We start from the raw sequence: 24,708 nt of genomic DNA on the forward strand, positions 1-24,708 counted from the left end.
AAACCTGCTTAAGGTAAGGAAATCCTCAAGCAGGCTTTATCAAAAATTTATTTCCCGGGAAATATTTACCTTTCCATAGTGAGCTTACCATCCATCAACTGGTAAATGTGGTCGGCAAAATCCCGTAACCGCATATCATGAGTCACGACTACAATTGCCTTGTGGTGCTTAACAGCCATGTCCTTAAAGAGGCGGCCAACAATCTTTACCCGGTTACTATCAAGGGCCGCTGTCGGTTCGTCCGCTAGGATAATTGGTGGGTTAGGGTACAGGGCCCGGGCAATCGCTACCCGTTGGTTTTGCCCACCAGACATCTCATCTGGATAATGGTTGACGAGTTGGGAAATATCGAGCTCTTCAAGGAGGTTATCCAACTCTTCCTGTGACATGTTTCCAATTTTTTTAATCCGACGAACCAGGGCAAACTGATCCGTCACGGTCAGATAAGGGAGCAAATTGTATGACTGGAGGACAAAGCCAATCTTATTCAGCCGCAGCTGGTCCCGTTCCTTGGTTGATAATTTTTCCAAAGTCTCCCCTTCAACGGTAACTGTCCCCGTGGTTGGTGTTTGAAGGCCTCCAGCAATCGTCAAAAAGGTGCTCTTACCGGAACCAGAAGGGCCCAAGATCAAGCTTAGTTCACCCAAGTCAGCCGTAAAGTTAACATTATCTAACACCTGGACTTTACTGATTCCCTTACCAAAGTCCTTACTGATGTTTTTGAGTTTAATTACAGACATTGCGTAACCTCCTAACTGTTGAGGGCCCTTACCGGGTCAACTTTCATAATCATCCGTACAGGTAGTAGCGCCCCAATTCCCCCAAGGAGGATAAGAATGATGGAGATCAGGCCAATCAATGGCCACTCCAAAACCAGCGGGACCGTCATCGGCATCAGCCAGGCCGTCAGTAGGGTCAGAACCAGGCCACCACATATCCCGGTGATCGTCAGGATAACAGCCTGGTCAATCGTTGCCCCAATCAGGTGACGGGCCGAAATTCCCTGGGCACGGAGTACCGCATAGTTGGGCATCTTCTGCATCGTTAGGATGTAGAGGAAGACCGCAATAATTACAAGAGAGATCACCATTAAGAAGCCAATCATGAACATGAAGGTACTGTTCTCTGCCGCGTAGCCAGGAAGTTTTTGGATAAACTTGGCAATTGGGTAGTGGGCCAGCTCCTTAAACCGACTAGCCCCCTCCCGCTGGTTACTAATGATCCCACTGGCAACTACTTGCGGAGCAGCCCCCCGGAGTTCGCGCCAGGTTGAAAGGCGACCATAAACCACCGGGGCAACGTTCAACTGGGAATCTTTAGCAAAGCCTACCAAGCGGTAGTTTTCTGCCGTTGAATTGAGCTTCACCTTATCACCCAGCTGGTAGCCCTTCACCTTTAAACTCTCGTCAGCAACCAGCTCATGCTTATTTTTCGCATGACGACCGGCAACCAGGGGCATATTGTCTTTAGCGATATACTGGCCAGCATCAAGGCCAATAAACTGCACGCTTTCCTTGTGGGCCTTCTTCTTTGACCGGGTCATGACCGTTGCCGTTTGGCCGACGAGGGCCTCATGCTTATTGAGGGAGTGGTCTGCCAGCTGGTCCTTAGTGATGACAGATTGGCCCAGATTATCGTTGGCGTTCTTATTCAAAAACACCGTCTGGGCACTCCATGTCGTCAAAGCGGCCTTATTTTCGTTTGCCAGGCCCAGCATCATTCCCATTAGAATAAACATTAGGTAACTAATCATCACAATCATGGCAATAATCAGCCCATACCGGACCTTTTCGTGTTTAATTTCTTTTAAAGCTAAAAACATCTTATTCCTCCTTTGCCAGGAGCGCCGTCAAAGCGGCTTTTAATCGTTTCAATATTTGGTCACTGTTGTCCGGACAACGTAACCCTTCCTTGATTGCCTCGTGGACCAAGGTCATAACGGCCCACTCAGTCGCCGTCACCGGGCGCAACGTGGAATCGATCGGCTGCAGTAACGCCTCATTAACGGCAAAGTGCCGCTTTACCAGCTCATAATAGGGACTGGCATTTACTTGCTTAATAAAGGCGGCGACCTGATCAACGTACGCCGCAGCAGATTGAAGGCGGTGGGCACGAATATCGTAGTCGTGAAGCGCGAACAGTGCCTTGCGATACAAGTAGGTATACGCATCTGTCAGATCGGTAAAGTACTTGTAGAAGGCTCCCCGGGCAATTCCGGCGTCCTTAACAATCCGCGCTACCTGGGCGTCTGCCAGGTTGTGGGCGCTAAATTCAGTTAACAATGCCTGCCGGACAGTTTCTTGCTTAGCTGCCGGCAGATTTTCAAAGGTTTTGCTTGGCACATTTAACTCCTCCTCAAGTGACACAGTGTCACCAAACTGCATAACCATCATAGCAAGTTGGTGACACCGTGTCAACGTTGTTGAAATAAAAAAAGCATTTCCAAGGATTATTTCCCGGGAAATACTTTTATAATCATTAAGCTTCTTCACCGGCAAGCTTAACAACGGCCTTGGAGACATTTTCAATCCGGTCGTTTACAAAGTCGTCCACTTGGTCGATTCCAAATTCATGGGAAAGAAGTGGCAAAACATCAACCTTACCAGATGCCATCAGGGCAATTGAGTCTTCGAAGCAGTAAGGGTTGATGAAGGCCCCTTGAATCTTCAACTGCTTTTGGAAGACTTCGTAACTGTTAACGGAGAATTTGTCGTCTGGGTTACCAACCCCAAACATTGAAACTTGGCCACCACGGGCAGCAGCTTCAACGGCTTGTTCTTGGGTTTCGGGACGACCAACGGCTTCAATTACAATGTCATATTCGTTAGTCGGAATCTTTTCGCCCTTCTTGGTGTTAATAGTCTTGGCACCAAAACGGTCGTGGTTAAGTTTCAGCTTTGCGTCGTTTCGACCACTCAGGGTAACTTCGCTAACCCCGTAAGCCTTCAGAGTTTGTACGAATAATTGACCCATGAAGCCATCACCGATAACCAATGCCTTTTGGTATGGATGGATCTCCAGCAGGTCAACACCGTGAACAGCACATGATAATGGTTCCGTTACGGCAGCGGCCTTCAATGAAACACTGTCAGGGATCGCGTAAACAACTTTTGCAGGTGCTGTGAAGTAGTCCTCAAATCCACCGTCACGGGTAACTCCAACAGCGGACAGGTTTTTACACAGTTCAGGACGAGAAGTTCGACAGTACTTACATTCACCACAGTAGATGTTGGGGTCAACTGTTACCCGGTCACCAACCTTGACGTTCTTAACGGCAGCACCAACCTTGGCAACTACCCCCGAGTTTTCGTGACCCAGGACGATTGGCGGAACGGCACTAGCCGATCCCGGCAAGCCAGCATATAAGGCGTGGTCTGTCCCGCAAATACCAGCGTAGGCGGTGTGGACAAGTACTTCGTCAGGCTTTACTTCTGGGGTTTCAACATCCTTAACTTCAAGCTGTTTAGTCCCTGTTAATACAAGTGCTTTCATAATCAATTCTCCTTATATAATGTAATCTGCATAATCATAGTGAAGAATTACACTAGTTGTCAAACGTTTGACAAAAGTAACCGTTTCCAAATAAATATATGAAGAAAACTTCAAAATTTCTTAAATTTATTTATAATAGTCGCGAAACCGCTTTATCGGTATTAGTAGCTACCTATCAGCGCAATCGCTATTTAAGCTCAGCGCGATAAAATGCCTTGAGGCCGGCAATCTTCCGTTGAAATGTAATATTTTTTATGCTAACCTAACAAAGTATTCGAATTAAGTTAATTTTGATTGTTGGTCAAGTTAACAAAATAAGATGAAAGGTGGATTTGGCGTGGATAACACAAAAAATCAACACAAGAAGCATCACTTGATAGAGTATGCTAACGGTAAGTCACTCGAAGAAATTAACGGAACGGTCGAGGTTCCTCATGGCAAGGGCTTCTTTAAGACCTTGTTTGCTTACTCTGGACCTGGTGCCCTCGTTGCGGTTGGGTACATGGATCCAGGTAACTGGGCTACTTCAATCACCGGTGGTCAAAGCTTCCAATACACCCTGATGACTACTATCTTGATTTCAAGTTTGATTGCGATGTTACTACAATACATGGCGGCTAAACTCGGAATCGTGAGCCAAATGGACCTTGCCCAGGCAACACGGGCACGGACCGGTAAAGCGTTAGGGATTATTCTTTGGATTATGACGGAATTAGCCATCATGGCCACCGATATTGCGGAAGTTATTGGTGCGGCGATTGCCTTAAACCTCCTCTTCCACATTCCGTTGATCCCATCAGTATTCATTACTGTTCTTGATGTTTTAGTTCTGTTACTTTTGACAAAGATTGGTTTCCGGAAGATCGAAGCAATTGTTGCATGTTTAATTCTGGTTATCCTGTTCGTCTTCGCATACCAAGTTGCTTTGTCACGGCCTGACTGGGCCGCTGCCTTTGCTGGCCTGGTACCTTCTGCTAAGGCGATTGCCCAGCACCCACAAATCGGTGGAATTACGCCACTGAGTGGTTCTCTGGGGATCATCGGGGCCACGGTTATGCCGCACAACCTGTACCTGCACTCCGCTATTTCACAAACGCGGAAGATGGACCACAACGACCTTAACAGCATTCGGCAAACTGTTCGTTTTACCACTTGGGACTCCAATATTCAGCTGTCTCTGGCCTTCGTTGTTAACGCCCTCCTGCTGATCATGGGGGTTGCGGTCTTCAAGTACGGTGCCGTTAAGGATAGTTCATTCTTCGGTCTGTACGATGCTTTGAACAACACCTCAATGCTTTCCAACCCAATTCTGATTGCGGTTGCTAAGTCCGGGATCCTGTCAACGCTGTTCGCTGTTGCCCTGCTTGCTTCTGGTCAAAACTCAACCATTACTGGTACCTTGACCGGGCAGGTTATCATGGAAGGTTTCATTCACATGAAAATGCCACTGTGGGCACGGCGGTTAGTTACCCGTATCATTTCTGTTATCCCTGTTCTGGCTTGTGTTGCCATGACGAGCGGTGAATCCGTGATCCAACAACACTCGGCTTTGAACCTGCTGATGGAAAACTCACAGGTCTTTCTGGCCTTCGCCTTACCATTCTCAATGTTGCCATTACTGATGATGACTAACAGTGAGGTTGAAATGGGTGAATTCAAGAACCGGATGTGGGTTAAGGTTTGTGGTTGGGTCTCAGTTATTGCCCTGACCTTCTTGAATCTGTACAACCTGCCTTCAACTTACGAAGGCTTCGGTGTTTGGTCTAAGGGCACTTCCGATGTTCTTGCTTACCTGACCATTGTTGTCATCCTGGTCCTGCTTGCTTGGACCTGTGTTGAACTCTACCGTGGTGACAAGCGTTTTGCTGCTGAAGGCAAGGGCTTTGGTCAACAAGAAGAGGAAATGAAGAACTCTGCTAAAGACTAATTTCTGAATCAAATATCTATCTAACTTAAATGGTGGATGAGAAAAGGGAATAACCTTTCTCACCCGCTATTTGTTTTACACCATAACCTACTATTCTTCACTTTTTCATTACGTGTTCACAACTTTTTCATGGATTAGGGGTAAGGTTAAAACAATCCTATAAATCCCCCAGATAGATTAAGAAACAGCGGTCATTCACCTCGTGTTTGGTCGTTGTTTTTCTTTTGTCACCCCCAATCAATGCTATAATATGGAAATGAATGCTATTTAGCCAGATGAGGTGAAATCATTGAATAATAATCAAGACAAGCGGCCGAGCCGTGTACAACTATACGATAGCCAGCCTAAGAAACGGGGGAACCGTCGTCCTCGTTTAAGTAGCAAAGCTAAAAAGAAAAAGGTATTTGGAAAGAAGCCTAACCGGAGCAAGCGGACCTTTAAGCTCCTCTTAACCCTCCTGCTTGCAATTCTTTTAGTGATGGTCATCATCTTCGTTGTTAAGCAGCAGAACCCGGTTAACACCACCAATAACGATGACACGACGGTGACGACAAGCTCCAAGAAACACAAGAAGAAGAGCAGCGGTCACCACCACCGGCAATCAAGCACGACTGACGACGATGACGATGATAATACCGGGACTAGTGACACCTACACCGTCACAACCACGCCTCACCAATCAAGCAGTCAGCAGTCCAACCAGGGACAAAGCAATGGTGGTACCAGCACGGGCAGTCAAAGTCAACAGGGTAACCAAAGCAACGGAAACGGCTCCAATAGTAATAACCAGAGCCAAGGTAACAGCAGCAATGGTGGTAACTCAAGCGCCACCACGACCGTCCCAAGTACCCCATCGACTGGCGGAAATAATAATTAATGAAAATTTTTTATCAAATCCCTTGCCAAGCCGATTTTTGGTGTTATAATTTTAGTCAATTGAAGGATATGTATTTACTGAGTGCTCAACCAGGGAGACGTAACCTAGGCTGGAAGTTATGTCGAGTCGACCGTTAAATATACCACCTTCCTACTTTTATCGGCCGAAATAAGGCTGGTCGGGTCGTGTCCGTTACCACACCATAGAGAGAGTAGTAATACTCTGAACATGGGTGGAACCACGCTAACTATGTTAATTAACGTCCCTAATGCTTGTTATCAAACAGGCATTAGGGACGTTTTATTTTTTATAAAGGGAGAGATTTTTATGGCTCAAGTTGCGGTTATGTCCCCAGATGGATCAGTAAAGAAAATCGATCGGGACTCTAAAGAAGGGTTACAAGCCCTTCGGAAGCTTTCAGCTCTGATGCTGAAGGCCGCTTTGAAGCAAGAATTCAAGGGAATTCGTCTTGGCGAATCTAGCTTTGACGAAGATGGTTTCCACGTTGACTCCGACAAGGATGACCAACAAGTTTCCGCTGACGAACTGCCCGCACTGGAAGACGTTGTCAAGGGCATGGCCAAGGATGACGTCAAGGTTGAATTTGCCGAAGTTGCTGTTGACGACGCCCTGGCAGAAGTCAAGGACGACAAGTTCTCCACTGAATTGATCAAGGAAAACGCCAAGGATGGCAAGGTTGCCATGTATGTTCTCGGTGACGTCAAGGCCGTTGCCCAGGATGACATCTTGGTTTATGGTGACGTTGTTAAGAACCTCAAGCTCTTATCCGTTGCCGGTGCTTACTGGAAGGGCATGTCCTCCAACCCAATGCTGCAACGGATCTACGGGACCGTCTTCTACAAGAAGGACGAATTAGCTGACGACTTGAAGAAGCGTCAAGAAGCTAAGGAACGTGACCACCGGGTTATCGGTAACAAGCTTGACCTCTTCTTCGTTGACCCAAAGGTTGGTGCCGGTTTACCATACTGGATGCCTAAGGGGGCCACTATTCGGCGGACAATCGAACGTTACATCATTGACCGTGAAGTTGCCGATGACTACAAGCACGTTTACACCCCAGTTCTGATGAACCTGGATGCCTACAAGACTTCTGGTCACTGGGAACACTACCGTGACGACATGTTCCCACCAATGGACATGGGTGACGGTGAAATGCTTGAACTGCGGCCAATGAACTGTCCAAGCCATATTCAAATTTACAAGCACCACATCCGTTCCTACCGTGACCTGCCACTGCGGATTGCCGAACTGGGAATGATGCACCGTTACGAAAAGTCTGGTGCCCTTTCCGGTCTGCAACGGGTTCGTGAAATGACTTTGAACGATGGTCACACCTTCGTTGCCCTTGACCAAATCCGGACTGAATTCGCCAAGATCCTGAAGCTGATCATGTCCGTTTACAAGGACTTTGACATTACCGACTACAGCTTCCGTCTCTCCCTTCGTGACCCTAAGAACACGAAGAAGTACTACGCTAACGACGAGATGTGGGAGAAGTCCCAAAAGCTGTTGAAGGCTGCCATGGATGACCTGAACCTTGACTACTACGAAGCCGAAGGTGAAGCTGCCTTCTACGGTCCAAAGCTGGATATCCAAACCAAGACGGCCCTGGGGAACGACGAAACCATGTCCACTATTCAACTGGACTTCATGCTCCCTGACCGCTTCGGCTTAACTTACGTTGGTAAGGATGGTAAGGAACACATGCCAGTCATGATCCACCGTGGTGTGGTTGGGACCATGGAACGGTTCGTTGCTTACCTGACTGAAATCTACAAGGGTGCCTTCCCTACCTGGTTAGCTCCTGAACAAGTTCACATCATTCCAGTTAACGAAGATGCCCACGGTGCTTACGCCGACGACCTTGCTAAGAAGCTGAAGGCCGCTAACATCCGGGTCGTTGTTGACCACCGGAACGAAAAGATGGGCTACAAGATTCGTGAAGCCCAAACTCAAAAGGTACCATACACCCTGGTTGTCGGTGACGACGAAATGAAGAGTAATGGTGTCTCTGTCCGGAAGTACGGTGAAGAAGCCCAAAACGAAATGAGTCAGGATGACTTCATGAACGAAATCCTCGCTGACATCGCTTCATACTCCCGCAAGAACTAATTACGTCCCCTATAAATAAAAATATCCCTGACGTTCGGATCATTACCGAATGTCAGGGATATTTTTTGTATTAGTCGCCATTACTTAGCTTGGGCAGGGCCAGGAAAATTACCAGCCCAACCGCGAACAGGACGCTAAGCGAAGCCACGCCCACCGTTGAACGCCCCGTCCACTGGGTGACGAGCCCCACAACCAGGGGCCCTATAATGGCGGAGAATTTACCCAAAATGTTGTAGAAACCAAAGGACTCACTTGAAGCGTCCTTCGGAATTAACTGGCCAAAGTATGACCGGCTGAGGGCCTGCAGCTCACCCTGGCTCGTCCCAATTAAGATTGCCAAGAACCAGAAGTCAAATAAACTATCAAGCTTCAGTGCGTACAGGCAGATAAAAAGGTAAACGATGATTCCCAATAGGACGGATAACCGGGTGGAGGTCCGTTTTGCCAACCACCCGTACAAAAGCGAGAACGGGAAGGCAATCAGCTGGACCATCAGCAAAACCATCATCAGCATTGTCGTGTTCACACCGAGGTCCTTCCCAATTGCGGTCGCCATGGTAAAGATAGTGTCGACCCCGTCAATATAGAAGAAGTAAGCGACCAAAAACCAGGAAATCCGCCGGTATTTTCTGATATGGCGAAAGGTGCGCCCCAGGCGACGAAAACTATCAGTCAATGGGTCCTTGACGGCCTGAACGCTAAAGCGCTGCTGACCGTGCCGGAGAAGGGGCCAGGCAAAAATTACCCACCAGACGGCCGCGAGAACAAAGCTGAACCGGGCCACCCCAAAGCTGGATAACATCCCACCAAAACCGTTGGTTAGCTGGGCGCCGAGAAAAATAATAAAGGCTAATACACCGCCCAGGTACCCCATCCCATAGCCAGTAGACGATACCAGGTCCATCTGGCGGTCGTCAGCAACATCCGTCAAGAAGCTATCGTAAAAGAGGTTTCCGCCAGAGTAACCGATAATGCTCAAAACATATAGGCCCAAAAGCCATTGCCAGTGGCGTAACCCCAGAAGGCGGTGGAGTCAGCGGCACTGACCCCGCCAGCTTGGGCAACCGCCTTGAAGTAAACCGGTAAGACAGCGGTAATCACGAGAATCCCGTAACCGGAGTTCGCCCAATCGTAAAAAATCCATTGCCACTGTTGCTTAGTGAATTTCACAGTTTCACTCACTTTCTAAATATTTCATCAATTGCCTGCCCAGCGGTTGGAGCTGGGTAGTGGAGGCCGAGTAAGCGCGCGAAGGTTGGCCCCTCGTCAACCAGGTGGGCACCAGTAACCGTTGCGCCTGCCTGGACATCCGGCCCCGCAAAAACTGCCGTTGTGAAGTAGTTCGACTGGTCGGGCCCGTACCCGTGGACACCGTGGTAACGGTCTGGGGTCCCGATGGAATCAGGGTCAACCTCTTCTACCACTGCGGGCCGGTTGACCTCGTCCGTAAAGTAGTAACCTGGTTGGGCCTCAACCAGGAAGGCGGCTTTAGGGTCGGCGCCCAACTTAACCGCCTCAGCACCATCGTAAATGTGTTGAACCCCGTCAGCCCGGGCAATTAACTGCTTGACGTCGCCGTAGTCAATGTCGTGCCCCCGCACGTAGACGTAGGTTTCCCCGTCACAGGTTTTCGCGGTCACCTTCCAGTTATTCTTAAAGGTGGTCTTACCATCAATCGGGCTCAGCCACCCTTCCCGGGCGAAGAGCATATTCAAGTGAATCATTTTGTGGACGTTAATCTGGTAGTGGTCCCCTAAAATTACGAAGTTCGTCCAGTCATAGGTCCCGGTATCCTTGGTCGCCCGAATCAGGCGGGCCACCCGGCCATCAAGCCGCTGCAGAGCCGCCTTTGCTTCCTTCGACCGTACCCCGTAACGGTGCCGCATACTATCCATATCTACCAGGTGAATCAGGGTTAGGTCGGGCCGCTTGTTGCGGAGGGTATCGACAGCACAGGCGGTCACAAAGTCATCCAACCAGGGTTGCTTGATCCCGTGGCGAAGCTTCCCGTAGCGCTGGTTCATCTTGAGGAGAAACCACGGCGAGCTGGCCGTAAGGGAGACCAGCACCTGGTTCGTCCAAATCCGGTTAGGGAAAATTTCGGCCAGGTTGTAGTTAATCTTGCTCCCCGCAGTGACTGGCCACAGAAATGCGGCCGTGGTCATTCCCGCAGCCCGAGCCACGTCATAAAGCGGTGTGGCCTTGACGTCCTTACGGTACCAATACCAGTCTGGTGACTGCCGCCGCGGCTGGACCTTCGTGTTATTAACAATCCCGTGCACCGCCGGATATTGCCCAGTGATAATCGACGTGTGGGACGGGTAAGTCAGTGTTGGGTAGATGCCCCGGACACGCTTGACCCACGTCCCCCGGTGGATCAGCTTATCAAGGTTCGGTACTAGGTCACGTAATTCAGCCAGGTCCCGATAACCAAGTGAATCCAATGAGATTACAACAAGCTTATGTTGGGTCATTATTTTTACTTCCTTTTTCAAAGTTACCCTTCTATTTTAAGCTGGATTAAGAAGAAATACGAAACCTTTTTACCTGAAGAAAATTTTAGGAGGTGAGCGCAATGAAAAAACTGCCCCCACCCATCGGAAAATACTAATAATGTTAAGCACCTGAATTTGAACTCTCGCCCTATTTAAGGTAAACTTAAGGTTCGGACATATATAGAGAAAGGAATCGAAAAAATTATGAAAAATCAGATTGGCAAAGGTAGTAGCCCGAAGGAAAAGACTCTCGGGCTATTTGACCTTTCAATCCTTGGAATTGGCGCAATCATCGGTACGGGAATCCTCGTCCTCACCGGAATCGTCGCGTCAACCGATGCGGGCCCCGGAATCGTCTTTTCGTTTTTGATTGCGGCCTTGGCAAGTGGGTTGATTGGGCTTTGCTATTCGGAGCTCACCACTAGCTTACCGAATTCCGGAAGTGCGTTTTTTTACGCCTGGGTATCAATTGGTAAGTTTGTCGCGTTCCTCGCCGGCTGGACCCTGATTGGGGTCTACATTACCACCACGGCAACGGTTGCCAACGGCTGGACCGGGTATGTCCAATCATTCTTAGAAGTTTTGGGAATTAACTTACCCCACCAGCTCCTCGTCAACCCCGCTGCTGGTGGTTACATCAACCTTCCAGCGGTCCTGATGATCATCCTGATGACCATCATCCTGACCCGGGGGACGAGCGAAAGTAAACTAGTCAACAACTTCTTGGTTGGGGTCAAGATATTCATTATCGTCTTATTTATCGTGGTCAGCGTCTGGGACGTCAAGACCACCAATTGGCACCCCTTCCTCCCGTACGGTGCGAAGGGAATTTTCACCGGGGCTTCGGCAGTCTTCTTCTCCTTTTTGGGCTTTGACGCCCTCGCCACGTCGGCGGAGGATGCTAAAGACGTCGGTCACACAATTCCCCGGGCAATCGTCCTCTGCTTAACGGTCTCCACAACCCTTTATATCCTAGTTAGCTTAGTGATGACGGGGGTTGTGCGCTACACCAAGCTGAACGTTTCCGAGGCGATGTCTTACGTACTACTCAGTGAGGGCCATAACTATGTCGCCGAGATTGTCTCTTTAGGGGCGGTCCTCGGAATCATGGCCGTGGTGTTTGCCTTTATTTATGCCGGGTCCAACATTCTTAAGTCAATGAGCCGGTCACGCTTTCTGCCCAAGGGTCTCGCCAAGTTGAACACCCGTACCCAAAGTCCAAACCGGGCAATCTGGCTAGTCGGTTTGGCCTCCGCAGTGTTTGCCGGCGAGTTCGACCTCCACTACCTGGCCTTGATTGCCAACATTGGGTCCCTGATGGTCTTCATGCTCATTTCCTTGATTGTAATCATCCTCCGGTACAAGTACCCGGAATTAAAGCGGCCATTTAAGGTCCCGTTTGGCAACGTGATCCCGACCTGTTCAATCCTGTTTTGCCTAATCCTGCTGGTCAGCATCTCGCTCAAGGCATGGTTAACCTACCTGCTATGGATTGTCATCGGGTTAATCGTCTACTTCGCCTATTCACTTCGCCACGCGGACGAGTTTAACTTTACTGAAGATAAGTAGTCTATCGCGGCTGGCCTATTTGGCTAGCCGTGTTTTTCAGCCTTCGAATACTGCACAGTAATCGTGGAAAACCAGAGACTAGCTTCGCGCCGAAGTGTACTCCTAGTGTCTAGCGCCGCGAAGCAAGTCCATTGATTACGGAGCACGCTAATGCTTTCCAGCTTCGCTTTTGTAATTAATTTTCCAATTAGTGTTGACAATTAAATTAGAATTCGTTAAGATAATGACAATTAAATTAAGAAATGCTTAGAAGAGATGAGTAAGCAGGCGTAGCCATTACAGAGAACCGCGGTTGGTGGAAGGCGGGATGGCTAGACCTGTCGAAGATGGTCTTGGAGCAATGTTCGGGTGGCGAGCCAGACGTGAGCTACCCACGAGTGACGTCCGATATAACGTCTAGGTTTACCTTCGGGTGTACCTACTGAGGAGCTAGCTGCGAGGCCGGCTCAAATTAGGGTGGTAACACGTTAACTAATGATTAGCTTGACGTCCCTAGGAAAGGCACAGTGTCTTTCCTAGGGACGTTTTTTATTTGCTCCGCACCGGAACCCACCGCATACGAAAGGATCGATTATTATGACTGAATTCACAAAACGAACTGTTTCCCCATTCCGCTACGACGTTGTTGGTAGTTTTCTCCGTCCCCAAGCATTAAAGGATGCCCGGGCCAAATTTGCGGCGGGCAAAATCAACCAGGCTGACTTGACCGCCGTGGAGGATAAGTGCATCACCGAATTAATTCAAAAAGAAGTTGCGGCCGGACTACGGGCCGTCACGGACGGTGAATTTCGGCGAAGCTATTGGCACCTCGACTTCTTCTGGGGGCTGCAGGGGGTCAAGCACGTTAACCTAAAGCACGGTTACTTCTTCCACGACGAGGAGACCCGGAACGACTCCGCCCAGGTAGCGGGCAAAATCAGCGGTAAAAACCACCCGTTTGTCAACTACTTCAAGTTTGTACGGGACCACGCTCCTGCCGGGGTCCAGGTCAAGCAGACCATCCCCGCACCAGCTCAGTTTCTGGAAGAGCTAATCCGGCCCGAAAACCAGGCTAGCGTTAAGGACAACTACGCTTCCGTTGACGAGCTGGATCACGACGTGGCGGCCGCCTACCACCAAGTAATTGAAGACCTCTACGCGGCCGGTTGCCGGACCATCCAACTTGACGACTGTACCTGGGGAATCTCCGTCAATAACTTTGCCAACCTTAAGAAGAAGGACCCCAACGCTGATACGTCCGAGTTGAAGAAACTCCAGGAACGGTTTCTCAAAGTAAACAACGCCGCCATTGCGGACCTGCCAGCAGATTTAACAGTTAACACCCACGTTTGCCGGGGAAACTACCACTCAACTTGGGCTGCCGCTGGTGGCTATGGTCCCGTCGCTGACACTCTCTTCGCCCAGGAAAATGTACAGGCCTTCTACCTGGAATACGACTCCGACCGGGCTGGTGGCTTTGAACCCCTCGCTAAGGTTCCTGACGACAAGTACGTTGTCTTGGGGCTCATCACGTCCAAGTCTGGCAAGCTGGAAGACAAGCAGGCCATCATCGACCGAATCCACGAAGCAGCAAAGTACCACCCGTTGGACCACCTCTGCCTGAGTCCCCAGTGTGGGTTTGCCTCCACTGAGGAAGGTAACATCCTCACCGAAGACCAGCAGTGGAAGAAAGTCGCCCTCGTCAAGGAAATTGCCACCAAAGTCTGGGGCTAGTTCCGCCGATATACACCTCCTGAATACGAAAAATGGAGAGGCTGGGAGAAAACTTGTTTTCTCACCAGCCTCTTTTAGTTCTCTAAATATTACGCAGTAATCGCGGAAAAAAGCGTGCTCCTAGTGTCTAGTTACGGAGCACTCCAATGCTTTTTTCCCAGCTTGTTATCCGATATAATCACCAACAACGGGAATCCCCGGTAAGACACTGTCACCGTGGGCTACCCGTCTTTTTAATGGTTCCGTCAAATCCTGACCCGCCGAATAACCATGGTGCTTACCACCCTGCCAGGATGCATCTTCAGAAACGTCATAAACCTTGCCATCGATTGCGATGTACGCGGGGCGGCCATCCTGCCCATCGTACTTTTGTAACTCTTCCTTTGTGAACGTCTTTGCCATACCGGTTTCCTCCCTTTTCCATTTTTTTGGTAGTTTTACTATACCGAAGCTGGCTGTAAAAAGCACACTTTCTGCTCGACCTTAATGAAAAGTTATAAGTCCTTAACCATGGTCAACCAAGTTTCGTCAGCATGGCTGGAAGGTGACACCCCCGCCTGGTGAAAGCCGTTATGCTCGTAAAAGGGAACGTTTTTGGCCAGGAAGTCTAGCACAATTGCCTGCCGCTTACTTGCCTGGGCTACCCGCGCTAGGGCGTCCAAGAGCTTACTACCAACGCCTTTTCTCCGGTAGTCCGGGGCCACCGCAAGTGAAAGCACGAGCTGGTAACCGCCCGTGGGCAGGTTAGTCGGCGCCGTCTCGTACATCTGGTCGTCAATCACCTGGGTATTGACCGCCGGGCCAACAATGAAGCCGACTACCTGGTCCCCGTCCTTGGCCACTAAAAAGGTGTCTGGTAATTTGTTGAGCCGGTCCTGAAAAGCTGACGGGGTCCCAGCCTCGGCAGGACTAAAGCCCGCCCGCTCAATTGCAACTACCGCGTGTAGGTCTGCTTGTTGGACATTACTGATTTTGATCATGGGTAACCTCCTTCATCTCCTTAATAAAAATATTGCCGACGTTTGGCAGGCGATTATCCTTGCGCCAAGCCAAAATATTCTGATCAACTAGCGCCGGGGTTAGGGGCCGAAAGACCAGGTCGTCCTCTGCGCAGGGATTAATCAGTCCCTCATAAGTCATTACCGCGCACGCACCAGTCTTAGCCAGCAGAGCCGCGTTAAAGACCAGGTTATACTGGCCAACAAATTTGAAGTGGTTCAGTGCCATTCCCGCCCACTGGCGAAAGGTATCCTGGCGCCTGGTCTGCCCCGACGTCATCAGCGGTTGGCCAATCAGGTCCTCAGGGGTAATTGCCTTCTTTTGTGCCAGTGGCGAATCGGTCGCAACGACGATGCCCCAACGGTTAACCCCGCTAAGGGGCATGGTGTTGTATTCAATCAGGTTTTCGTGTCCCATCAGGATGGCAAACTCAATCAAGCCCGTATCCAGTTGGTGGCGTAAAAGCTCACTGTCCCCACTCACCAGGTTGAGGCGAATCTGGGGAAACTTAGCCATGATGTGTTTGATACAGTCCATCACGGGTTGGACGGCCCGACTTTCGTCCGCGCCGATATTGATGACACCACTCACCACCGCTTTTTTCTGCAACTGGACAGTAGTCCGGTCCACCAGGGTGGTGATTTCCTGAGCCCGGTCAAAGAGGTAGGACCCCTCCTGAGTAAGTTTAATTTGCCGGTGCCCCCGCTCAAAGAGCGTAACCCCCAACTCATTTTCGAGCTCCTTCATCTGGCGAGAAAGGGCTGGCTGCGAGATGTGAAGGGCCTGCGCCGCACCGGAAATATTCCCTTCCCGGACAATCTCATTGAAATAACGTAGTACCCGAACTTCCATCGTCAGTCCTCCTATGCATAATACTTATACTTTCACATATATTATAAGTATTTTACACTGACATGCCAACTGTTTATCCTAATAATAAACAGAAAGGAGAATCAATGGATGACAACTAACATGAAAGCCACAAGCCCAAAAATTGCCCAGGTGGTCGCCACTAACCAGCCCCTCGTTCAGGCGCTCAACACTGGTGTCCACACCAACCAAGAGGTTCGCCAGGTCGTTGCGAAAATCACGGGGCAGGCAATTGACCCGTCCGTTGAAATTCGCCTGCCCTTTTATACCGACTTTGGACGCCACCTTCAAATTGGGAAAAACGTCTTTATCAATATCGGCGTCACCTTCACAGACCTTGGCGGCATCCAACCAGCAGACCGGGTCCTGATTGGCCCCAACGCCACTCTTGTCTCCGTCAACCACCCCCTCGACCCGGCCGACCGTCGCAACCTTGAGCTCAAGCCAATCAAGGTGGGCACTAACGCCTGGATTGGGGCCAACGCCACCATCTTACCAGGAGTAACCATCGGCGAAAACGCGGTTGTTGCGGCTGGGGCCATCGTCACTAAGGACGTCCCAGCTAACACTGTCGTTGCCGGCGTCCCCGCAAAAGTCATTAAGAAAATAAAGGAGGACTAATCTATGTCATTACGATACATTACCAAACTTAACGAAAACGTCCACCGCGACCACGTCAGCTTTTTAAATCGCTACGGGATCAAGATTGCGGTTGACCTTTACTCCCCAAAGAAACGGACAGCAGGAAAGTACCCGGCTTTAATCGTGGGTGCACCCTACGGTGGGGTAAAGAAACAGGGCCCGGCCGTCTACGCCAACGAGCTCGCCCAGCGAGGCTTTGTGGTCCTGACCTTTGACCAGGTCTTCATGGGTGAATCCGGTGGTTGGCCACGCCACGTGTCATCCCCAGAGCTTTTTGCCGAATCATTTAGTGCTAGCGTTGACTATCTCGGGGTCCAGGTGCCCTTTGTGGACCGGGATAAAATTGGTGTGATTGGTATCTGCGGCTCTGCCGGCTTTGCCCTTTCCGCCGCTTCCGTTGATCCCCGGATCAAGGCGGTGGTTACCGCCTCAATGTACGACATCACGGATATCCGCGGCATGATGAAGCCCAGCAAGGACCAATTAGATAAGATGAAGACCCAGTTGGCTAACCAGCGGTGGGCGGACTTTGCCAATGGGCAGCCGGAATACAAGCCGTCATTCCCTGACCACCCCTACCCGTCGGTTGATGAGCTCCCGAAGATGGGCCCCATCAATAATGAGTGGTTCCGCTTCTACGCTGTTTCCCGGGGCTTCCACCCCAATGCCCGGGCCGGTTTTACCACCACTTCTAACCTGACGATGATGCAGTTCTCCGCCCTCAACTACATTGATGAGATTTCCCCGCGGCCAATCCTGTTTATCTTTGGTGACCGGGCCCATTCCCGTTCTTTCTCCGAACGGGCATATAATTTAGCCAAGGGACCAAAGGAAAAGTACATTGTTGACGACTGTGAACACATTGACCTGTACGACCAAGTTAATAAGATTCCGTTTACCAAGATCCAAAGCTTTTTCACTGACCACCTTAACTAATTAATATGGATGTGAGCATTTTGAAAAAATTCTCCCTAATTACAATATTAACCATCATTTTAACTTTCTGTTGCCTTACCGTTTCGCGCCGGGCAATGGCCATCCAGCACTACCGGCAGTCAACCGTGCCAGCCATCTTCATCCACGGCTGGGGCTCCAGTGCCCGGGCAGAAGACAAGATGGCCCGGGCTGCCCAACGTGCCGGCGTGACCAAGACGATTATCCGTGCCAACGTCGACCGCCAGGGAAAGGTGTCGTTTGACCGAAGCCTCCCCAAGGGGGCAGTCAACCCCATCGTGGAGGTCAACCTCGCTGATAATAAGCTTAGCCACTACCAGGACAACTACACGGCCGGTTACCACCACGGCGGCACCTACGTCAAGAACGTGGTTAACGCCTTAGAAAAACGCGGTAACTACCCGGCATTTAACTTTGTGGGGCACTCGATGGGTAACCTAGAGATTGCCAACTACATCAATGACAATGCCGGTCACCTGCCGAAGATCAACCACCTGGTTGCTATTGCTGGCCACTATAATGGACTGGTCGGACAATCGACAGCCGAAAGTGCGGTTAGCCAGGAGGGTAAGCCAACGCGGGAGAACTCCTGCTTCAAGGCCCTCCGTTCTCTCCGGCAAAACTTCCCCCGCAATACCCGGGTGTTAAACATCTACGGTAACCTTGACAACGGCTCTAACTCCGACGGTGACGTCCCCGTTAACTCGGCAAAGTCGTTGAAGTACCTGGTTGCTAATCGGGCAAAATCTTACCAGGAGCTTGAGCTGCACGGCAAAAGTGCCCAGCACAGCCGGCTTCACAACAATAACCACCAGGTTGACCAGGCGTTGATCAACTTTCTGTGGGCAAAATAGGATAAAGGGATCCCCCTCCCTTCATATAGCCTTTACTACTCAACGACTAGGAAATTATTCCTGGTCGTTTTTTGCTGTTTAAAAATTTCACCGGCTACCCTGTTGTCGGTAGTCGGTGAAATAATGTGTAAGTTAGTTATTTAATAATTGCAGTTACTTAATTCCTTTAATGAAGAAGATCAAAATTGAACCTAAAACAGCTGAAGCACAGGCTGCAGGGAAGATATATCCATAGCTACCCATGTTAATTGCCGTTGCGGCAACAATTGGGCCAAAAATCTGCCCGGCACTGTTTGCCATGTTCAACAGCCCTAAGTCTTTAGCAGCAGTCTTTTCGTTTGGTAATACATCAATGTTCAACGCCTGATCCACGGAATTGTACATTCCAAATCCAATTCCGGCAATCACTGCGTATGCTAACATTCCCCAAGTATTTGTTGTTAGCCGTGGGACAAATACCCCTAAGGCAATGATCAGGCCAGCAGTAATAACGGGCATCTTCCGAACCTTCATCTTATCGGCCAGTGGTCCCGAGATTAGTGACATGATAATCGCGGTAATCATCAAAATTATCGAAATTAGTGAAACATATTGCTGAACCGCGCCACCCTTGAGTTTGATGTAGTCAGTAAAAATATATAGGGTATAGCCCGAAATGGCAAATTGAGAAATGATAATCATAAATTTACCAAATAGAGCTAGATAGAAATTACGGGCGTTATGGGTTGGGAAGACGAAGTTAGCAGAAAATGCCTTCCAACCATCAATCTTTTCAACGGGCATATCCTTAGTTGACTGCTCGTGTAAAATCAGCGCCGCAATTGGCCCAGATACTAAAGTCATCGTAGCCATAACGTAAAAGCCCATTGTGTTATTGTACAAGAAATGGGAACCAATTACTGGTCCTAATCCTTGTGCGGCAGCGGTCCCTAACGCATACATCCCGGACATCGTGCCCCGGAATTGTTCAGAGGTCCGGTCGGCAATTACCGCGACCAATGGCGCCACAATCATATTTTGGAAAAGGACATATACAGAGTCACCGACAACAACACCAAATGCTGTCTTGGCATGACTCCAGGCAATAATACTAATGAATGAACCAATTGAACCAACAATTATCCATGGCGTCCGCCGCCCCCAACGTGAGCGGGTCCGGTCAGAAAGGCCACCCCAGATAATATTCGAAATTGTTGCCACGATCATTGCGACCGCAGACATTGTTGCAATAACGTTTTGCTTCGTTGCCGGATCAATATCTTGGACCAGTTTTGGAACTGTTACCCCAACTAATCCAAGGTAAGGGCCAACCCAAAGAAAGTAACCCAGAACAATCCCAATACAAGTTCTTACTGGAAACTTCTTCTGCTCTTCGTTAGTTGGCGTTTGCCATGGTTTTCTTTCGGTCGAATTATCCATATTTTTCACATTCCTTTTTAATCACGTCATTCAATACTTAGCAAATGACCCTACTCTTTCCAGAGGGCCTTGCCAACTGCATCGCTTGACGCAAACGGTCCGGGGATGGTCGAAATACCACGGTGGTTGCCAAAATAGTCTTCACTAATCTGGATATCGTCACCTTCAGGCGTTTCAAATCGTTGCTCTGGCTCGAATGCTTCGCCCAGGATATCCGAGTTAATAATGTTCGTCTTATAATTACCAATTAGGTCGTAGACGTTCGTTTCAATTACTGGCTTACCGTCTTCTTCAACTAGTTCAACCTTGGCTTCGTCATGGTCGTTAACCAGATTGTTAACTTCTTTCTTCCATGCCTTAGCACCATTTAGATAAACGTTGCCACCGGCCCAAACTGGAAGGTGACCCAGGTGGTATGGCTGAAGATCATTCATATCATTTTCCTTGGCGTAGGTACCTTCAAGGCGTTTGAACGGTGCATACCACTCGTCATAAGTCGGGTAGTCATCAAAGACAAAGGTCCCAACTTCTTCATTATCTTCAGGGTTAGCTTCTGGAGCCCACTTTTGAACAAAGATGTTGTTGTAGAAACGATCATCCCCGTGCAGAATAGTCGAGAAGCCAGCTACTTCAGTCCGGTGTGGAATGTGGTATGGCGTGTACCGTTGACGGTCAGGGCCCTTGCCTGGATAATCCGTCCCGGTGCCAACATAGGTAAATGAGCCAAGAATTAAGTTATTAACCACCCCAAGGCCCTGGGTAGGAATCTTCAAGGAGTCTTTAGAAAGCAGGAGGTTGTTATCAATCAGCGTTGGCCCGTGACCAACCTCAACCCAGATATCCTGGCTCTCCATTGCTCCATTAAGGCGGTGAGCAGTACCATCTGGTGCATAGTTGTGGTCAAACAGGTTTTGAGTGATTCGGGTTCCTTGAGCTTCCCAATCACACCAGAGGCCCATTGTACAGTGGTCAAAGTGGTTCCGCCGGTAAATTACATCGATTGCCGCATGCATCTTAATACCGGCAATTTCGGCTCCGGCAAGTTCCTGCATATTGTTGATGTGATGAACGTGGTTGTCTTCAATCAGACTGAAGACACCCCCTTGCCGGCCAACAATTCCGTCTTGTTCGCAATCGTGAATGTTACACCGCCGAACGATGTGGTGACCAATCTTTTCCTTCAGCCAACCATCGTATTGTCCCCGACAAACGGCTTCCCGTTCCATTTGGGTTGGACTCTTGATGTGTTTGTAAGTAAAGTAGTGGTCATTATTAGGATCCTTATACTTACCAAGGGAAATTCCTGCACACCGACTCAAGCTAATATCACAGTCTTCAATGATCCAGCCCTTTGACCAGTGAGGACCAATCATTCCATCTTGAAAGGCTGCCGGTGGAGCCCAAGTGGTAGCCGCCTTGTTAACGGTGAAACCGGCAAAAGTGATGTAGTTAACACCCGTCTTCTTTGGCCAGAAGCATTCCCGCCGGACATTGATATCAACGTCTTCATGGTTAGGATTCTTGCCTTGGAAGTTAGCGTAAATGACCGTCTCGTTTCGGTCCTCATCTTGTTCGGTGTACCACTTGTAAACTGAATTTGCCGGATCCCATGAGCGGGCATAAACTTCACCCTTAATACAATCTTCTAGCGAAGTAGTTTCATAGAAGTGGATGTTATTCATGTAAACAGCCCCGGTGTGCTTATCAACTGGGCCGAAGTACCAGTCACCGACAACAAACGTCGTATATGGGTTATATGAACCAAAAATACTGTTATTAATCCGGGTAACCCAAACGTTGCCCTTGTACTTTTCCCAGTTAGTTACCTTTTCTGCTCCGGTAATTGTCGCCTTGAGGGGTTCAACACTGCGGTAAACAATCCGGGCATCCTTTGTTCCGGCATGAATTGGGTTAACATTTTCCCGGTAAGTACCAGGGAACACGAGAACTTCATCACCAGGTTCAGCAACCTGGGCAGCCTCGTTAATTAACTTGAAAGGTCGTTCTTGAGTACCGTTGCCGTCAAATGTCGCATTAGCATCAACATAAATCTTCATTCATGACAGCTCCAATCATTTTGTGTAAAATTAAATAGTAACAATACCTGCAAGCGCTTACGTATTTAATTATGCAGAATCAATTCGGGGATATCTTGCATTTTTCTACGAATTTTTGGATATAAGTAAGTGGAGGGATTTTTATGAATCTATTACGTCAGTACCTCAGAACAACTAGTTTTGCTTACAGTATCATCAGAAACGGCCAGACTATTGAAAAAGATCGGGATAACTTACTGGCGGGAACGTTCAATGCAAAAAAATTCGCCCTCACCAGCAGGCAAAGACGACTCGTTACTTTTTACAAACTTAAGGGACAAAATATTATCACCGCTATTATTAGACATCACAATTACTACTACGTAATTGGACCCGTTATTATCAGCACCAATGACCAAGATAAGACACCCCAGCCTTTCTTAGTCAGCAGTGCCCACCTAAAGCATTTCTCGGCGGATCGTTTCATTATGGTTATTGCCCTATGCATTAACCTGTTAGGCGCATACATCAATTCTAAAAAACTGCAGCTTCGTTACCGGCGACCCGTTTATACCAACACAAGCTTTAAGAAGAGCAGTTTCATCCGTCTGAACAACAATGGTGCCCATGTTAACTACGCCTTTGAAAAGCAAATCAATAATGCTATCCTTTGTAGCGACCAAGCGGAAATTCATACGGCCTTAACCCGCTTATACCAGTCCGGGCGAATTGGCATTTTGAGCAATAAGGGTGAATTACGCAATATCATTGACTTTGGCATCATTGTTATTTCAACCAACATCCGGGTAGCCTTAAGAAGCGGGATGAACTTCGAACTTGCTTACAGTCTGAACGATTACTACGTTCACCGTTTAGAAGAGCAAAAGTCGTTTCATGCCGTCATCAAATGCATTGAAGATAATTTAACCGACCTCAGCAAAGAAGTTAAGCACGATATTACTGCCGGTATGCCACCGACAATTGTCCGGGCCTACCGTATCGTATCGACAAATCCCCAGGAGGACATTACGATTGTGGAAGTAGCGAAGCAGCTCAACATTTCACCAAACTACTTTTCCAGTCAGTTTAAAAAGTGGATGGGAATTAGTTTTACTCAGTTCCGAATTCTCGAAAAAATCAACTGTGCTATCACTCTTCTCGTTTCATCAAACATGAACGTTTCAGAAATTGCAGCCCTACTTCACTTTAACGACCAGGCTTACTTTGCTAACCAATTTAAAAAGCACACCGGGTTTTCGCCAAACCAGGTGCGCAATAATCCTATTCTTATTAGTGATTGGAATATCTATAACTATCTAAAGGGTAAGTGTCGATTATAGTTACTTACATTCTTCCTTACCCATCATAATCTTCAAGATAACGGGGCCCGAGGCTGCCAAGCCACTCCGGGTTAGCTCACCGAGGCCACGGATTGTTTCGTCGACAGAGTTACTTACCAAGCCATTGGTCCCCGGAATCGTTACCCCTTGCAGGGCCAAGTTGACCGCCTTAAACATTGTCTGAACCGAGGTCGCTACCTTGATGGCGCAGGAACAGCCCGCCCCATCGCAGACCATTCCGGCAGCATCCCCAATCATGTTCTTAATTGCTCGACCGGCCACCTCGATGTCGCCGCTCAACAGGTAAGCAATTCCCGTGGCAGCGCCCATCGCAGCGGCATAGGTTGCACAGTAGGCTGACAGGATCGGCAAAAATGAGTGCACGTAGATTGCAGTCAGGTGGGATAGGGCCAGGGCCCTGATTAGCTGCTCGTCAGACGCCTGCTGCGCTTTGGCCACAACGCACACCGGGACGGTCGCCGTGATTCCCTGGTTCCCGGAACCGGAGTTAGTAATTGCCGGCAGCGGGGCGCCACCCATCCGCGCATCCGAAGCGGCGGCGGTGTATGACACCAGCCGGTTCAACAGGGAGTTATCGTAGCCCAGACTCTGTGAGTTATTCATCGCCCGGCCGACCCGCATCCCGTAGTCATGCGACAGCCCCTCCTTTGCCAGGGCCATGTTATCGACCTGGGCAAGTTTGATAAATTTCAACTCCTCTAGTGGCGCCGTTGTTGCCAAGTCCCAAATCTCCTGGAGCCGGCCCTGCTGCATGAAGAGTTCCCAGTCGGCCAGAGAATCAACTGCGGGGCGTTCCTTTTCAAACACCACCGCCCCATTTTTCTTGATGCAGTAATTGTTCGTATGGTCCGCCGCAATGTAAACCTCTGCAGTATTACCGCTGACGGTGGTAACCTTCACCTGAACGTAAAGCTTATCCTTGACGTCGGCCAGGGAAACGTGAATCTTGCCAGAGCACGCCAAATCAGCAACCTGCTTGACCCCGGCGGCTGAGATTTCCGGAATCACCTTCATCCCCTTGCTAGGATCACCGAACAGGTAGCCCACGGCCGCCGCAACGGGAAGACCGGGTTTCCCGGTTCCCGGAACAATCACCGCAATTGCGTTCTTCATGATATTCATTGATACACGAACGTCAATTTTAGCGGGCTCCTCATGGCCTAACTGTTCTGCACAAGTGGCAACGGCAAAAGCGACTGCAACGGGTTCCGTACACCCGATTGCGACTGATACCCCGTTGTGGAGGGCCTTCAAATACATTGCCTTCTTACTAGCTTCCATCTTTTCCTCCTCATGTGAAACCTTATTCCGACGGGTGGTGAAACGTTTCACATACTTCTTTCATATTAAATTATATCATCTTGATA

The 24,708-nt window shown here is 49.1% G+C and carries 20 protein-coding genes and 1 pseudogene; 9 read left to right on the plus strand and 12 right to left on the minus strand.

Annotated elements, in window-relative coordinates; all coding sequences use genetic code 11:
* Positions 1–65: 65 nt before the first annotated feature.
* The 4 genes from KZE55_RS09480 to KZE55_RS09495 all read right to left on the minus strand — a co-directional run bounded on the left by KZE55_RS09480 (position 66) and on the right by KZE55_RS09495 (position 3,492).
* Positions 66–740 carry an ABC transporter ATP-binding protein gene (locus KZE55_RS09480; protein WP_047770375.1) on the minus strand — a complete coding sequence of 225 codons (675 nt, stop codon included), beginning with the start codon at positions 738–740 and terminating at the stop codon, positions 66–68.
* An 11-nt stretch (positions 741–751) separates the two neighbouring features.
* Positions 752–1,822 carry an FtsX-like permease family protein gene (locus KZE55_RS09485; protein ID WP_047770374.1) on the minus strand — a complete coding sequence of 357 codons (1,071 nt, stop codon included), beginning with the start codon at positions 1,820–1,822 and terminating at the stop codon, positions 752–754.
* A 1-nt stretch (position 1,823) separates the two neighbouring features.
* Positions 1,824–2,342 carry a TetR/AcrR family transcriptional regulator gene (locus KZE55_RS09490; protein WP_047770372.1) on the minus strand — a complete coding sequence of 173 codons (519 nt, stop codon included), beginning with the start codon at positions 2,340–2,342 and terminating at the stop codon, positions 1,824–1,826.
* A 136-nt stretch (positions 2,343–2,478) separates the two neighbouring features.
* Entirely contained in the window at positions 2,479–3,492 is a 1,014-nt protein-coding gene (locus KZE55_RS09495; RefSeq protein WP_222258270.1) for a zinc-dependent alcohol dehydrogenase family protein, read from the minus strand.
* Positions 3,493–3,811: 319 nt separating this feature from the next.
* On the opposite strand from KZE55_RS09495, the gene KZE55_RS09500 reads away from it, so the two are divergent.
* From KZE55_RS09500 to thrS, 3 genes are all read left to right on the plus strand, one after another.
* Positions 3,812–5,419: an Nramp family divalent metal transporter gene (locus KZE55_RS09500; protein ID WP_222258271.1), complete on the plus strand. Its 1,608-nt coding sequence runs from the start codon at positions 3,812–3,814 to the stop codon at positions 5,417–5,419.
* 289 nt (positions 5,420–5,708) lie between these two features.
* Entirely contained in the window at positions 5,709–6,296 is a 588-nt protein-coding gene (locus KZE55_RS09505; RefSeq protein ID WP_222258272.1) for a hypothetical protein, read from the plus strand.
* 327 nt (positions 6,297–6,623) lie between these two features.
* Complete coding sequence (gene thrS / locus KZE55_RS09510) at positions 6,624–8,429, plus strand: threonine--tRNA ligase (RefSeq protein WP_222258273.1); 1,806 nt, start codon at positions 6,624–6,626, stop codon at positions 8,427–8,429.
* A 70-nt stretch (positions 8,430–8,499) separates the two neighbouring features.
* Here the strand turns inward: thrS and KZE55_RS09515 are convergent.
* Both KZE55_RS09515 and KZE55_RS09520 read right to left on the minus strand, forming a co-directional pair.
* Positions 8,500–9,599: pseudogene (locus tag KZE55_RS09515) on the minus strand (MFS transporter).
* An 8-nt stretch (positions 9,600–9,607) separates the two neighbouring features.
* Positions 9,608–10,903, minus strand: coding sequence for an alkaline phosphatase family protein (locus tag KZE55_RS09520; protein WP_222258274.1), 1,296 nt, complete (start codon positions 10,901–10,903; stop codon positions 9,608–9,610).
* 225 nt (positions 10,904–11,128) lie between these two features.
* Between KZE55_RS09520 and KZE55_RS09525 the strand changes: the two genes are divergently transcribed.
* Complete coding sequence (locus tag KZE55_RS09525; protein WP_222258275.1) at positions 11,129–12,493, plus strand: APC family permease; 1,365 nt, start codon at positions 11,129–11,131, stop codon at positions 12,491–12,493.
* A gap of 576 nt (positions 12,494–13,069) precedes the next feature.
* Positions 13,070–14,206, plus strand: a complete 1,137-nt coding sequence (locus tag KZE55_RS09530) for a 5-methyltetrahydropteroyltriglutamate--homocysteine S-methyltransferase (protein WP_222258276.1) — start codon at positions 13,070–13,072, stop codon at positions 14,204–14,206.
* A 165-nt stretch (positions 14,207–14,371) separates the two neighbouring features.
* On the opposite strand, the gene KZE55_RS09535 is transcribed toward KZE55_RS09530, so the two are convergent.
* The 3 genes from KZE55_RS09535 to KZE55_RS09545 form a co-directional block, all read right to left on the minus strand.
* Complete coding sequence (locus KZE55_RS09535; protein WP_222258277.1) at positions 14,372–14,608, minus strand: cytochrome b5 domain-containing protein; 237 nt, start codon at positions 14,606–14,608, stop codon at positions 14,372–14,374.
* A gap of 92 nt (positions 14,609–14,700) precedes the next feature.
* Positions 14,701–15,186, minus strand: coding sequence for a GNAT family N-acetyltransferase (locus KZE55_RS09540; protein WP_396442461.1), 486 nt, complete (start codon positions 15,184–15,186; stop codon positions 14,701–14,703).
* Complete coding sequence (locus KZE55_RS09545; protein ID WP_222258278.1) at positions 15,170–16,057, minus strand: LysR family transcriptional regulator; 888 nt, start codon at positions 16,055–16,057, stop codon at positions 15,170–15,172. Before KZE55_RS09545 ends, KZE55_RS09540 begins: the two co-directional genes overlap by 17 nt.
* A gap of 108 nt (positions 16,058–16,165) precedes the next feature.
* Between KZE55_RS09545 and KZE55_RS09550 the strand changes: the two genes are divergently transcribed.
* From KZE55_RS09550 to KZE55_RS09560, 3 genes are read left to right on the plus strand one after another with little or no spacing between them, the layout of a single operon-like run.
* On the plus strand, positions 16,166–16,696 hold the full coding sequence (locus KZE55_RS09550; RefSeq protein WP_261313249.1) for a DapH/DapD/GlmU-related protein: 531 nt from the start codon (positions 16,166–16,168) through the stop codon (positions 16,694–16,696).
* Positions 16,697–16,699: 3 nt separating this feature from the next.
* Positions 16,700–17,653 carry an alpha/beta hydrolase gene (locus KZE55_RS09555; protein ID WP_222258279.1) on the plus strand — a complete coding sequence of 318 codons (954 nt, stop codon included), beginning with the start codon at positions 16,700–16,702 and terminating at the stop codon, positions 17,651–17,653.
* A 20-nt stretch (positions 17,654–17,673) separates the two neighbouring features.
* Entirely contained in the window at positions 17,674–18,525 is an 852-nt protein-coding gene (locus tag KZE55_RS09560; RefSeq protein ID WP_261313250.1) for an alpha/beta hydrolase, read from the plus strand.
* A gap of 153 nt (positions 18,526–18,678) precedes the next feature.
* Here the strand turns inward: KZE55_RS09560 and KZE55_RS09565 are convergent, their stop codons facing one another.
* Both KZE55_RS09565 and KZE55_RS09570 read right to left on the minus strand, forming a co-directional pair.
* The gene (locus tag KZE55_RS09565; protein WP_222258281.1) at positions 18,679–19,944 is read right to left on the minus strand and encodes an MFS transporter; all 1,266 of its coding nucleotides are present in this window, start codon (positions 19,942–19,944) and stop codon (positions 18,679–18,681) included.
* Between the two features lie 50 nt (positions 19,945–19,994).
* Complete coding sequence (locus KZE55_RS09570; RefSeq protein WP_222258282.1) at positions 19,995–22,001, minus strand: right-handed parallel beta-helix repeat-containing protein; 2,007 nt, start codon at positions 21,999–22,001, stop codon at positions 19,995–19,997.
* Between the two features lie 143 nt (positions 22,002–22,144).
* Here KZE55_RS09570 and KZE55_RS09575 point away from each other — a divergent pair, with 143 nt between their 5' ends.
* Entirely contained in the window at positions 22,145–23,320 is a 1,176-nt protein-coding gene (locus KZE55_RS09575) for an AraC family transcriptional regulator (protein ID WP_222258283.1), read from the plus strand.
* On the opposite strand, the gene KZE55_RS09580 is transcribed toward KZE55_RS09575, so the two are convergent.
* Positions 23,321–24,622, minus strand: a complete 1,302-nt coding sequence (locus tag KZE55_RS09580; protein ID WP_222258284.1) for an L-cysteine desulfidase family protein — start codon at positions 24,620–24,622, stop codon at positions 23,321–23,323.
* Between the last annotated feature and the right edge of the window lie 86 nt (positions 24,623–24,708).

Origin of the sequence: Limosilactobacillus panis (assembly GCF_019797825.1) — a bacterium.
Lineage (GTDB): Bacteria > Bacillota > Bacilli > Lactobacillales > Lactobacillaceae > Limosilactobacillus > Limosilactobacillus panis_A.